The organism is Thioclava sp. UBA3469 (assembly GCF_002378135.1).
Taxonomy (GTDB): Bacteria; Pseudomonadota; Alphaproteobacteria; order Rhodobacterales; family Rhodobacteraceae; genus Thioclava; species Thioclava sediminum.
This window is the reverse complement of sequence record NZ_DFRG01000002.1, coordinates 1-12233: the sequence shown is the minus strand read 5'-3', so window position 1 is coordinate 12233 and position 12233 is coordinate 1. Positions and strand designations below refer to the sequence as shown.

At 64.6% G+C, this 12233-nt stretch carries 15 protein-coding genes and 1 other RNA gene; 5 read left to right on the top strand and 11 right to left on the bottom strand.

The annotated features are described in order from the left end of the window. Positions 1-93: 93 nt before the first annotated feature. The 11 genes from B3D39_RS00115 to B3D39_RS00065 all read right to left on the bottom strand — a co-directional run bounded on the left by B3D39_RS00115 (position 94) and on the right by B3D39_RS00065 (position 9238). Positions 94-1620, bottom strand: coding sequence for an FAD-dependent oxidoreductase (locus tag B3D39_RS00115; protein WP_274962533.1), 1527 nt, complete (start codon positions 1618-1620; stop codon positions 94-96). Positions 1621-1834: 214 nt separating this feature from the next. After that, positions 1835-2500, bottom strand: a complete 666-nt coding sequence (locus tag B3D39_RS00110; protein ID WP_078542813.1) for a glutathione S-transferase family protein — start codon at positions 2498-2500, stop codon at positions 1835-1837. Between the two features lie 175 nt (positions 2501-2675). Next, positions 2676-3020 carry a TfoX/Sxy family protein gene (locus B3D39_RS00105; protein WP_274962534.1) on the bottom strand — a complete coding sequence of 115 codons (345 nt, stop codon included), beginning with the start codon at positions 3018-3020 and terminating at the stop codon, positions 2676-2678. Beyond that, positions 3020-3619 carry a recombination mediator RecR gene (gene recR, locus B3D39_RS00100; protein WP_274962535.1) on the bottom strand — a complete coding sequence of 200 codons (600 nt, stop codon included), beginning with the start codon at positions 3617-3619 and terminating at the stop codon, positions 3020-3022. The genes B3D39_RS00105 and recR overlap by 1 nt, the downstream gene beginning before the upstream one ends. A 4-nt stretch (positions 3620-3623) precedes the next feature. Further along, positions 3624-3968, bottom strand: a complete 345-nt coding sequence (locus tag B3D39_RS00095; protein WP_078520159.1) for a YbaB/EbfC family nucleoid-associated protein — start codon at positions 3966-3968, stop codon at positions 3624-3626. A 128-nt stretch (positions 3969-4096) separates the two neighbouring features. Then, positions 4097-5827 (bottom strand): DNA polymerase III subunit gamma/tau, encoded by a 1731-nt coding sequence (locus B3D39_RS00090; RefSeq protein WP_274962536.1) that lies wholly within the window; start codon positions 5825-5827, stop codon positions 4097-4099. Positions 5828-5890: 63 nt separating this feature from the next. Then, on the bottom strand, positions 5891-6802 hold the full coding sequence (locus tag B3D39_RS00085; RefSeq protein WP_274962537.1) for an MBL fold metallo-hydrolase: 912 nt from the start codon (positions 6800-6802) through the stop codon (positions 5891-5893). A 100-nt stretch (positions 6803-6902) separates the two neighbouring features. Then, positions 6903-6999, bottom strand: an RNA gene (ffs, locus tag B3D39_RS00080) — signal recognition particle sRNA small type. A 151-nt stretch (positions 7000-7150) separates the two neighbouring features. Next, on the bottom strand, positions 7151-8197 hold the full coding sequence (locus tag B3D39_RS00075) for a YeeE/YedE family protein (RefSeq protein ID WP_274962538.1): 1047 nt from the start codon (positions 8195-8197) through the stop codon (positions 7151-7153). Between the two features lie 52 nt (positions 8198-8249). Beyond that, positions 8250-8549 carry an ArsR/SmtB family transcription factor gene (locus B3D39_RS00070; protein WP_078520155.1) on the bottom strand — a complete coding sequence of 100 codons (300 nt, stop codon included), beginning with the start codon at positions 8547-8549 and terminating at the stop codon, positions 8250-8252. A gap of 212 nt (positions 8550-8761) precedes the next feature. Continuing rightward, entirely contained in the window at positions 8762-9238 is a 477-nt protein-coding gene (locus B3D39_RS00065) for a thioredoxin family protein (protein ID WP_274962539.1), read from the bottom strand. A 111-nt stretch (positions 9239-9349) separates the two neighbouring features. Here B3D39_RS00065 and B3D39_RS00060 point away from each other — a divergent pair, with 111 nt between their 5' ends. The 5 genes from B3D39_RS00060 (at position 9350) to soxZ (ending at position 12190) form a co-directional block, all read left to right on the top strand. Beyond that, the gene (locus tag B3D39_RS00060) at positions 9350-10087 is read left to right on the top strand and encodes a cytochrome c biogenesis CcdA family protein (RefSeq protein ID WP_232621622.1); all 738 of its coding nucleotides are present in this window, start codon (positions 9350-9352) and stop codon (positions 10085-10087) included. Positions 10088-10112: 25 nt separating this feature from the next. Next, entirely contained in the window at positions 10113-10667 is a 555-nt protein-coding gene (locus tag B3D39_RS00055; protein ID WP_274962540.1) for a thioredoxin family protein, read from the top strand. A gap of 234 nt (positions 10668-10901) precedes the next feature. Beyond that, on the top strand, positions 10902-11378 hold the full coding sequence (gene soxX, locus B3D39_RS00050) for a sulfur oxidation c-type cytochrome SoxX (RefSeq protein WP_078520153.1): 477 nt from the start codon (positions 10902-10904) through the stop codon (positions 11376-11378). A 37-nt stretch (positions 11379-11415) separates the two neighbouring features. Next, positions 11416-11838 (top strand): thiosulfate oxidation carrier protein SoxY, encoded by a 423-nt coding sequence (gene soxY, locus B3D39_RS00045; protein ID WP_078520152.1) that lies wholly within the window; start codon positions 11416-11418, stop codon positions 11836-11838. 25 nt (positions 11839-11863) lie between these two features. Then, positions 11864-12190, top strand: a complete 327-nt coding sequence (gene soxZ / locus B3D39_RS00040; RefSeq protein ID WP_078520151.1) for a thiosulfate oxidation carrier complex protein SoxZ — start codon at positions 11864-11866, stop codon at positions 12188-12190. The last annotated feature ends 43 nt before the right edge of the window (positions 12191-12233 follow it).

Genomic DNA, 12233 nt, shown 5'->3' with positions numbered 1-12233 from the left:
CCCCCTCGGCGCGTGACGGATGCGGCCCGCATCGCACCGTCGCCGTATCCTTTCGAAGCCGGGCGAGCAAGACAAGGGGCAGGGCCGCGCGCGTCAGGTGGCGAAATGCACCTCCGCGTAAGCCTCCACAGCGCGGGCCGTGTCGACAAGCGGCGCGCTCAGTGCCACGTAGCCGTCGGGTCGCACCAGCACCGCCGCGCCGTCATGGCCGAAGATCTGGGCGAACGCCTCCGCGTGGTCGGGGGCAGGGCGCAGTTTCAGGCTTTTTGCAAAAGGACTCTGCGGGGCGGGGCCATCCCCTGTGCAAAGCAGGACGAAGCCCGACGGATCGACCAAGTCCTGCGCGTGGGCCGGATGCCATGCCCCATCGCGGGCCACCTCCAACGGCGGATCGGGAAGCCGCGTCCCCGGTGCGATGGTGCCGCGCGCATGCGGGCCGTTCGAGAGCGGTCCGCCCTCATAGCCGATCGCGATCTGGCCCATCCGGGCCGCGACTTTCTCCTGCACGAGGTCGCGGCTGCCGAGATAGGGGCTGATATGGTCGATCAGCATCCGGCGCACCGGCGAGGTCGAGGCCATGTTGGCGGTCAGCGCTTCGGTCCCGTGCAGCAGATCGCGGATCACCGGCAGGCGCTCGGCCTCGTAGCTGTCGAGTAGGCTTTCGGGCGCCGTGCCTTCGATCACCCGCGCGAGCTTCCAGCCAAGGTTCATCATGTCCTGCATGCCCGTATTCATCCCCTGACCGCCCGCGGGCGAGTGGATATGCGCGGCATCGCCGCCCAGCAGGAAGCGCCCCACGCGCAGCGTCCCGACCATCCGGCTGTTGATCGCGAAGCGCGAGGACCACGTGAGGTCATGCAGCGTCGCAGGCAGATGGGCGCGGGCGTCGAAGACCTGCTGCAGCGTTGCAAGGTCGGGCTGCTCGCTGCCCGCGACATCGGAGGCGATCAGACGGAAACGTCCGCCGCCCAAGGGGAACATGCCCAGAAAGCCGTCGCTGGAGGAGAAGATATGCAGTTCCTCGGGGGCGAGCGCGCCGCTGACCCTCTGGTCGCCGAGCACGAAACCCTGACCCACGGATTTCCCCTCGAAGGGCAGATTGAGCGTACGGCGGATCAAGCTATGCGCCCCGCCGCTGGCGATCATCCAATCGGGGTGCAGCTCTTCGAGCGTGCCGCCGGGTCCGCGCAGCACCGCTGTGGGTCGCGCCTGTCCGTCATGGCTCTCGCGGGCGATCGCGACGAGTTCGGTGTCCCATTCCGTTTCTACTCCGAGGGCTGCGCAGGCGCCGCGCAGCACGGCCTCGGTTTCGACCTGCGAGACGAAAAGGATGTAGGGGAAGCGGCTCTCGAGATGGGCGAAGTCGAGCCGGAAGAGCGGGGCGCCCTCGCCATAGAACTGCGCGATCCGGGTCTGCACGCCGCGCGCCACAAGGGTGTCCGCCAGACCGCGCTGCGCCAGCATCTCCAGCGTGCGGGCCTGAACCGCGATCGCGCGCGAGGTGGTGGCGGGGCTTGCAGATTTCTCGATCAGGCGGACGGGCACGCCCTGGCGGGCCAGTTCGTAAGCGGCGGTGAGACCGGTCGGGCCGGCCCCCACGATCAGCACAGGGTGGGGCATGGCAGTCCTCGCTTTGCAGTCCGGGCCAAGCTCTGGATCGGCTTGGGCCTGTCCTTGAGGTAGCGAAGCGAGTGATTAAATCAATTGTTTGAATTTCGTGAGGCGCGCACCTTTGCGTGAGCCAGCACCGTGCCGCGCCAAATGACTGCGCCGCCCGAGATGGTCGGACGGCGCAGTGAAAGTATGGCGATGTTGGGTAGGACGCGCGCGGCGCTTAGAAATCCAGCTCCGCATATTGCGACGCGGGCGGCATGCCGGGCAGCTGATCGGCCAGAAGCGAGCGGAAGGCAGGGCGCGACTTGATCTTCGCATACCAGTCCTTCACGGCTTCCTGCCGGTTCCAGTCGACGTCGGAGATGTAATCAAGGCAGCTCAGATGCGCGGCCGCCGAGAAATCCGCAAGCGTCATCACGTCGCCTGCAAGCCAGCGGCGCTGCTCCAGCAGCCAGCCCATGTAATCGAGGTGATACTTGATCGCCGTAAGGCCCGCCTTCACCGTCTTGCTGTCCGGATAACCTTCCTTGCGGACCTTCTTCCAGACCCGCTCGCCCATGATCCGCGCGGTGACCTCGGCGTTGAACTTATCGTCGAACCACGCGCACAGGCGGCGGACCTCGTAGCGCGCAGCAGGATCGCGCGGCATCAGCGGCGCGTCGGTATGGGTCTCGTCGATATATTCGCAGATCGCCTGGCTCTCGGCCATCATCATGCCGTCCATCTTTAGAACCGGAACCTTGCCCGCCGGGTTGCGGCGCAGGAAATCGGGTTGTTGTTCCCAGTAGCGTTCCTCGACGAGCTCGACCTCGAGTTTCTTCTCGGCCAGCGTGAGGCGGACCTTGCGGCAGAACGGGGAGAGGGCGACATGGTAGAGGCGGATCATCGGGGCGACGCTCGCAATTCTCGTTGGGGATTTGGAGAACTGATAACGGCGGGCGCGGGCGGGTTCAATGGCGACCATCCCGCCGATGGCGTTCCCTTGCCGGAAGGTGGCGCGGGGGGCACGGGTCGGATGCCTCCGGCGGGGATATTTTTGCCAAGCCGAAAGGGTGCGGGGACTAGGCTTTCGGCTTGGGTTTGCGTTTTGGTTTGGGGGCGGGCAGGGCGGCCTCGATCACGCTCAGAAGGCCCACGAGCCACTCCGTGTCTTCCCAGAGGTCCGGGTCGATCTGCCAGTGATCTTTGGCGCGCGGATGGGGTTTGCCTGCGACGGGTGCGTGGCCGCTGTCTTCAAGGTAGCGCGTGGCCTCGGGCAATTGCCGCACGAACAGCGTGTCGTCGCACAGAAGCGCCACCGTCTTGCCACCCATATAGACCGCGTATTCGCCGAACATCGGCCGGGTCGCGATCCGGTCGCCGAGACAGTCGCGCAGCAGCGCCTCCGTCTCGGGCCGGGTGCCCATCAGAAACTTTTGCGGGCGCGCAGCGCCGCCTGGATCGTGCCGTCGTCGAGATAATCCAGTTCGCCGCCGATCGGCACGCCCTGCGCGAGGCTGGTGACCGCGATGCCGCGCCCTTCGAGCGCCTCGGCGATGTAATGCGCGGTGGTCTGGCCCTCGACGGTGGCGTTGAGGGCGAGGATCACCTCGGTGATGCCTTCCTCGGTGGCGCGTTCGAGCAGGTCGGGGATGCGCAGGTCCTCCGGGCCGATCGCATCGAGCGCAGACAGCGTACCGCCAAGGACGTGGTAGCGGCCCTTGAAGGCGTGGCCGCGCTCCATCGCCCAGAGGTCGGCGACATCCTCGATCACGCAGATTTCGCCGGTGGCGCGTTTGGGGTCTTCGCAGATGTCGCAGATCGGCGCGGTGGAGATATTGCAGCAGCGCTCACATTCGCGCGCGGTGCGGGCCACTTGCGCCATCGCCTCGGCCAAGGGGCCCATCAGCTGCGCACGTTTCGAGATCAGATGCAGCACCGCGCGCCGAGCGGAGCGGGGGCCAAGCCCCGGCAGCCGCGCCATCAGGGCGATCAGCGCCTCTATCTCGTCGCGCGCGCCGCTCATCGGATCAGACCGGCAGGTCCATGTTCTCGGGCAGGCCCAATTCGCGCAGGAGGCGTTTCTGCTCTTCCTGTTCGCGGAACTTGGCCTTTTCCTGCGTGTCCTTGATTGCGGCGAGGATCAGGTCCTCGACGACTTCCTTCTCGGAGGCCTGCAGGATCGAGGGATCGATGGAGAGCCCGGTCAATTCGCCCTTCGCGGTGGCGCGGGCCTGCACGAGACCGGCCCCGGCCTCGCCGGTGACGACGATGGATTTGAGCTCTTCCTGGAGCTCGCCCATCTTCTCCTGCATTTCCTTGGCGGCCTTCATCATCTTGGCCATGTCGCCCATGGCGCCCAATCCCTTGAACATCGCTTTCTCCGTCACGTTTGGCTTGAGTGAGAGATACGCATCGCTGCGCGAAGGGACAAGGGACAAGGCGGGAAAACGGCGCGGCAGGGCGGCGCGTGCGGATTGCGCGGGGCCGCCCTTGGCGTGGCTCAGCCTTCCTCGAAGGGGTCCCATTCGTCTTCGACCTCGGCCAGGGCCTCGGCCTCGATCGCGGCGGTATCTTCCTCGGGCAGGATTTCGATCTTCGCGCCGGGGAAGCGGGCGAAGATCTCCGCCACCAGCGGGTTCTTCATCGCCTCGGCTTCGGCCTTCGCCATCTCCTCGGCCTTCACCTCGGCAATCGTGGGCGCGCCGCCTTCGGAGACGACCGAGACGCCCCAGCGTGCACCGGTCCAGCCTTGCAGCCGTGCCGAGAGCGTCGCCGCGAGATCGCGCGAGGCCTGCGGGGTCGGTTCGAACTCGATCCGGCCGGGGCGGTAATTCACGAGACGCAGATTGCTCTCGACCTCCAGCAGGAGGGTCATGTCGCGCATCCGGGCGATCAGCTCGACCACGTCGTCGAAGCTGGCGAAACGCGCCAGCGCGTCGGCCATCGGATCGTGCTGCGGGGCAGGGGCCGCCGCAGCCACGGCCCCACCACCGGCACGCCGGGCGCGCAGCGTCGCGCCGTGGACGGGTCCGGTCGAGGGCGCGGAACCCCGGCCTGCGGCTTGCGTGTTCGTGCTGCCCTGCTGGATCTTCTTGATGAGCGTTTCCGGGTCGGGCAGGTCGGCCACATGGGTCATGCGGATCACGGCCATTTCGGTCGCCATCATCGCATTGGGCGCGCTCGCGACTTCTTCGAGCGCTTTGAGCAGCATCTGCCAGAGCCGCGAGAGCACCCGCATCGGCAGCGCGGCCGCCATTTCCTGACCGCGATTGCGTTCCTCGGGCGGAACGGTCGGGTCTTCGGCGGCCTCGGGCGTGACCTTGATGACGGAAACCCAATGGGTGATCTCGGCCAGATCGCGCATGATCGCCATCGGATCGGCGCCATCGGCATATTGCGCGGCAAGTTCGGTCAAAGCCTCGGCGGCCTGACCGTGCAGGATCATGTCGAAGAGATCGAGGACGCGGGCGCGGTCGGCCAGACCCAGCATCGCGCGGACCTGTTCCGCGGTGGTCTCGCCGGCGCCATGCGCGATCGCCTGATCGAGCAGCGAGGTCGCATCCCGGGCGGAGCCTTCGGCGGCGCGGGTGATCAGCGCGAGCGCATCGTCGGCGATCTCGGCGCCTTCCGCATCGGCGATCCGGCGCAGCAACGCGATCATTTCCTCGGGCTCGATCCGGCGCAGGTCGAAGCGCTGGCAGCGCGAGAGCACGGTGACGGGCACCTTGCGGATCTCGGTGGTCGCGAAGATGAACTTCACATGGGCGGGCGGTTCCTCGAGCGTCTTCAGGAGCGCGTTGAACGCGCTCGTGGACAGCATGTGAACCTCATCGATGATGTAGACCTTGTAGCGTGCCGAGGCCGCCCGGTAATGCACGCTCTCGATGATCTCGCGGATGTCGCCCACGCCGGTGCGCGAGGCGGCGTCCATCTCCATCACGTCGACATGGCGGCCTTCCATGATCGCGCGACAATGTTCGCACACGCCGCAGGGGTCGGTCGTGGGGGTGCCATTGCCGTCGGGGCCGATACAGTTGAGGCCCTTGGCGATGATCCGCGCCGTGGTGGTTTTCCCGGTGCCGCGAATCCCCGTCATGATGAAAGCCTGCGCGATCCGGTCGGCCGCGAAGGCGTTCTTCAGAGTGCGCACCATTGGCGCCTGTCCGATCAGGTCGGCGAAGGTCTCGGGACGGTACTTGCGGGCGAGAACCTGATATTGGGTGTCGGTCATCGAAGCTCCGGTGTCATAGGCAGCCGTCAGACTAGGCCCCCGGGGCGTCGGCGTCCACCCGGCTCATTCCCATTCCATCTGGCTGAACACCGCCTGCGCGTTGCGTTTGGCGAGCGTGTCGAAATCCTCGAGATATTCGAACTGCGACTGATCGACATTGACCGAGCCGATGATGTCGCCGCCGTCATCGATATAATCCGCCATCTGGCTGCGCAGATTAGTCAGATAATCATAGGTGTCCTTCGTCGCGGTCGCGAGATCGGTGGCGGGGCCGTGGCCCGGAACGACATGGGCGGGCTCATAGGCGGCCATCGCCTCGAAGGCTTCGACCCAGCCGATTGACGAGGACATGTCGAGCACGCCGAGGATGCGGCCCACGAAGACGATATCGCCGGTGAACATCACCTTTTCCGCGGGAAGCCAGACGAAGCTGTCGCCGGGCGTGTGGGCGGGGCCGGGATGGGTGATCTCGATCTCGCGCCCGCCGAGGGTGAGCGTGTAGCTCTCGTCGAAGGTCGTATCGGCATAGACGGGTTCGGTGCCCGCGAGCGCCTCTTGTCCGACCAGCGCGTCGAGCATCGTCAGCTCCAGCGAGGCGCGGGCCTTCTGGTCGGCGAGCGCATCCTCGGAGGTGATGATCTCGGCGCCATGCTCTTTCCAGTAGCCATTGCCGAGCCAGCGGTGATCCTGCCCGCCGGTGTCGATCACGTATTTCACCGGCTGATCGGTAAGGGTGCCGATCACTTCGTCGAGCGCCGCCGCCCCCTTATAGGTGCCGCCCGCATCGATCAGCACCGCGCCCTCATCCGTGACGATCAGCCCGAAGGTCGCGTTATTGCCAAGATTCTCGGCATCGCGCTGTCCGAAGGGGCCCTCGATCGCATAGGTGTTCGGTGCGACTTCGACGGTGGTAAGCGTGCCTGCGAAGAGCGGCACAGGCATAATGGCCAGAGCGGCCAGAGCAATACGAAACATGGTGAAACCTCCCCTTTGACGGGAAGCTTATCGCGGCGACGTCATCGCACAATCGGGCATGGTGACGCGGCGGCAAAGCCAAGGGAGTTTGTGGGGGTAGGGTGAGAGGCTGGACAGCGACCCAAGCGGGGCTCGTTGCGGCTGCTTCCTTCCGGACCTGACCGGGTTGGCGAGGCGCTCGCCCGCGCCAACCTCTCGAGGGGCGATATAGGAAACCCGGATCAGATTCGCAAGCGTTGTGCGGGAAGAGTTCGGGGGAGAGGGGGCGCTGCCCCCTCGGCGCGTCTGCGCCTCACCCCCGGGATATTTCAGCCAAGCCGAAAATGGGCCGATTTGCGCGGCTGGGACTTACTCAGGCTGGAAGCCGTGGATCAGCTGGCGCAGGCCGATCAGCCCGCCGATCACGATCGAGGCGAGCGTGACCGGTGCGGAGAAGGAGAGTACGGCCATCGCGCTCACCCCTTGGCCGATCGAGCAGCCGACCGCGATCGTGCCGCCGATCCCCATCAGGGCCGCGCCGCTGACCTGACGGCCCAGTTCGCGCGGGTCTTCGCAGGCTTCCCATTTGAAGAGGCCGCGAATGGCCGAGCCGAGGAAGGCCCCGCCCAGCACGCCCGCGACGAGCCCCACGGAGAAGGTGAGCCCGCCTGCCGTGGACGTCATGAAATAGAGGATCGTGCGCCCGAGCGGGGCGGTGAAGGACGGCGCCTCGACGCCGGTCGCGCCCATGCTCTGGTTGAAGAGATAGGAGGTGCCGACGTAACACCAGACCACTGCGAGACCCGCGGCCACGCCCCAGGCGAGGCGGCGTTTGTCGGCGCGCAGCGGCTGATAGCTCAGCGCCCAGGCAAGGAAGCCGGCGGCGACGGGCAGGGCGAAGACCAAGGGCGGAAGCCCGGTCCGCGCCGAGAGCCAATGCGCGATGCCTTGCGGGGTGTCGGCGGCCTGCTGGTCGAAGATCAGAAGGCGCAGATGGGCGAGGGGGCCGGACAGCGTCACGAAGGCGAAGATGCCCATCACCACGACCACGACCATCGCGCGCAGATCGCCGCCGCCGAAGCGCACAAGCGCACCGAAGCCGCAATTGCCGGCGAGCGCCATGCCATAGCCGAAGAGGAGCCCGCCGACGATCGACGCGAGCGGCGACCATTTGATCGTGTGATAGAAGCTGCGGGTGATGTCGGCATAGCCCAGGGCCTCGGCCACGAAGGCGCCGGTGATCGCCACGCCCAGCACGATCCCCCAGAGGCGCAGGCGCCTCTGGTCGTCGCCATAGGCCGCGCTCTCCAGCGCACCGAGGGTGCAGAAATCGCCCAGGCGCGCAGCGAGGCCGAGAATGATGCCGCCGATCGCCCCGACCATGGCTGCCAAGGCACCCATCGGAATCTGTTCCATTGCCCTTCTCCCTCCCGGATCACCCAGTGTCCGGTCTCATGGCTCACCGGCGTCAGTCGGTGGCGCAGAACATGTCGTAAATCGTCTCGACGAGGCGACGCGCACGCGGATCCGAGAGCGTGTAGTAGATCGCCTTGCCTTCGCGGCGTGCGCTGACGAGCCCCTCGAGACGCAGCCGTGCCAATTGCTGGCTCACCGCGGCCTGGCGCGATTCCAGCAGGTTTTCCAGCTCGGTTACCGATTTCTCGCCCGAACTCAGATGGCACAGAATCATCAGCCGCCCCTCATGGGCGAGCGCCTTCATCAGGTTGGAGGCGTCTTGCGCGCGATCGAGTAGCTCTTCTGCATCCATGCGTGCACATCTCGACTCGGCCGTGGCAGAGGCAAGCTTTTCGGCATGACCGTCAGGCACCAGATGCCGCACCGCATCGTCCTTCCTTGGAGCCGCGAACACCGCGGCCGTATTGATCGAATGACTCAGGCTTTAGCATGTCGATTCGCCGGAACAAAGCCCGAGTGCACAAAAACCCGCACGAGGCGGGACAAAAGCGCGCAGGTCAAACCTCAGTTTGACGGGGTCTGATACGTCGCGCCATTCTTTTTCAGGGCCTGATCGAGGAGGCCCCAGAAGAAATCTTCGCTCGCATAGCCTTCGATGCGGGCAACCTCGACCCCGTCCTGCAGCAGGATGAAGGTCGGTGTGAAAAGCGGTTTGCCCCCGGTGATGGTGATGTCATCGGGGAAGGGTTTGTGCAGATCGACTCGCTGCAGAGGGGCCGTCTTGCCCTCGGGAGTCTTCGGATAGATCGGCGCGAGGTCGTTGTTCCACATCCGGCAATAGACGCAGCCGACCTGCTCGACCATCAACAGGCGGAACTCGCTTTCGGCCTGCGCATCGGTGGTCTCGGTGGCGGGCGTGGCCGAGCTTGCCGCATCGGTCGATTGCGATGCGGTATCGGCATGCGCGACAAGCCCCGTCGCACTCAGCGTGACCGCCAGCGCCGCGGCCATGGAAATCGTATGCCACACAATGCTGAACATTGACGGACCCCTTTTTACATATAAAGATCGTAATGTGTTTGACGGGCCCCTTCAAGGACGGTTGGGAGACCGAGGCCATATAGGCTAGGGCGCGTCACGAGGGAGGAAACAGTGCCGATCGATATTACCTATGGTGGGGCGTTTTTTGCTGGCCTGCTGTCTTTTCTGACGCCGTGCATTCTGCCGATGGTGCCGTTCTACCTGTCCTACATGGCCGGGCTGTCGATGTCGGAGCTGCGGGGCGACGGCAAAATCGCCCCGGGCGCACAGGCACGCATGGTGGCCTCTTCGGTGGCCTTCGCGCTGGGCGTTACCACGATCTTCGTGCTGATGGGGATGGGGGCGACTGCGCTTGGGGCTGCGTTCCGCGAATGGATGGGGCCGCTGAGCTGGGTGGCCGCGGCGATCCTGCTGGTCTTCGGTCTGCATTTCCTCGGCGTGATCCGCATCCCGTTCCTCTACCGCGAGGCGCGGATGGAGGCGAAAACCGATCCCACGACCTTCCTCGGTGCCTATGTGATGGGGCTCGCCTTCGGCTTCGGCTGGACGCCCTGTGTCGGCCCCGCGCTTGCGGCGATCCTGATGGTGGCGTCGGGCATGGGGGATATCTCCAAGGGCGGGCTGCTGCTCTTTGCCTATGGGATCGGGATGACCTTGCCCTTCATCATCGCGGCCTTCTTCACGCGGCCTTTCCTCGCCTTCATGGCGAAGCACCGCGCGAAGCTCGGCTATGTCGAGAAGGCGATGGGGGTTATGCTGATCCTGTTCGCGGTGCTCATCGTGACCGGGGGGCTGCGCTACATTGGTGAGTTTCTGATCGACGTCATGCCGAGTGGGAGTCTCGGCTGACAGTCTGTGACAAGGGAGGACGATCATGCGTCATTTTCTGACTGCCGCTTTCACCGCCGCGATGCTGGCCCTGCCAGTTCATGCGGCCGAGCTGGGCGATGACGGGCTGCACAAGGAGCCGTGGTTCCACGACACGTTCAAGGACATGTCGGACGATCTTGCGACGGCCAATGACGAGGGCAAGCGCTTCATGGTCATCTGGGAGCAGCGTGGCTGCATCTACTGCAAGAAGATGCATGAGGAGGTCTTCTCCGATCCTGAGATCGCGAAATACATCACCGACAATTACTACGTCGTGCAGATGAACCTCTTCGGCGATGTCGAGGTGACCGATTTCGACGGCGAGGCTTTGCCCGAAAAAGACATGGCGATGAAGTGGGGCGTGATGTTCACGCCGACCATGATGTTCTTCCCCGAAGAGGCCTCCGACCAGCCCGCCAACAAACAAGCTGTCGCGCAGATGCCGGGGGCTTTCGGGAAGGGCACGACGATGGCGTTGCTCGAGTGGGTAAAGACTCACGGCTATGAGAGCGGGCAGAACTTTCAGAAGTACGTTGCCGAGAAAGTTATGGCGAAGTGAGCGCTCTCTTGGCGTTTCTGACAGAGTCGTGATCGCTTGCTTGCCAGTGCAGCATTCGTGCTGCACCCGCGAATGCTTCTGATTTTGCTAAAAAAATCTTGGGTATACGGCTGTATGCTTCGATATATCCGAGTGAACATATTGGAAAATATGCGGTTTTTTGAATTTATCCATTGCACCACTGTAGCGCGCTCGCTTAAAAGTGAGTCAGGGAGAGAATTTGGGAGGACTTCTATGAAACGCCACGTTGCGTGGGCCGCAATGGCCGTCACCTTCGCAGCCAGCGCCGCGATCGCAGAAACCGCGCCGATGGATGTCAAATTCACCGATGTGGGCGCGGTGGCCGAGTCGCTGACCGGCCAGCCGGGCGATGCAGCTAAAGGCGCAGAAGTCGCGGCGACCAAGTCGCTGGGCAACTGCGTGGCCTGCCATAAGGTCTCGGCGCTCGACGCGTCGTTCCAAGGCAATGTCGGCCCGGAGCTGAACGGCGCCGCCGACCGCTGGGACGAGTCGCAGCTGCGCGGCATCGTCGTCGATGCCAAGCACACGTTCGAAGGCACGGTAATGCCGGCGATGTATAAGACCGGCCCCTTCATTCGCCCCGGCGACGGGTACACCGGCAAGGCTGCGCCTGCCGATCTGCCGCCGATTTTGAATGCACAACAGGTTGAGGATGTGGTCGCTTTCTTGATGACCCTCAAGGAAGAGTGACCCTCTGAACGACAAACCCGAGAGGAGAAGATACAACATGACCATGACCAGACGTGACGCGCTGGCGCTGGCGATGGGCGGCGTTGCCGCTTCCATGCTGCCGCTGCCCGCGCTGGCCGATGCCGGTGCCGACGCCATCGCCAAGTTCACCGGCGGCGCCGATGCCGCAATGGGTGACGGCGTCACCCTGACCGCGCCGGAAATCGCAGAGAACGGGAACACCGTTCCGATCTCCGTGGATGCGCCCGGCGCAACCGAGATCGCGGTCTTCGCGACCGGCAACCCGACGCCCGACGTCGTGACCTTCAAGTTCGGTCCGTTGGCTGGCTCGCAGATGGCTTCGACCCGCATTCGCCTCTCGAAGACCCAGGACGTGATCGCTGTCGCCAAGATGGCTGACGGTAGCTTCGTTCAGGCGAAATCGACCGTGAAGGTCACCATCGGCGGCTGCGGCGGCTAAATTCGGTATCTGAGGAGACAAGACCATGAAAGGCGTGAGACCCCGCGTAAAAGTGCCGAAAAAAGCTTCGGCCGGTGACACGATCACCATCAAAACCCTGATCTCGCACCCGATGGAATCGGGTCAGCGCAAGGATAAAGACGGCAACGTCATCCCGCGCGAGATCATCAATCGCTTCACCTGCGACTTCAACGGTGAGAACGTCGTCGACGTGACCCTCGAGCCGGCGATCTCGACGAACCCCTACATCGAATTCGAGGCGAAAGTCCCGGAATCGGGTGAGTTCAAGTTCACCTGGTACGATGATGACGGCTCGACCTACGAAGACAGCCAGAAGATCGAAGTGAGCTGATCGGCCGAATGGCTAGCGGCGCGTGAGGGAGCGCGCCGCCTCA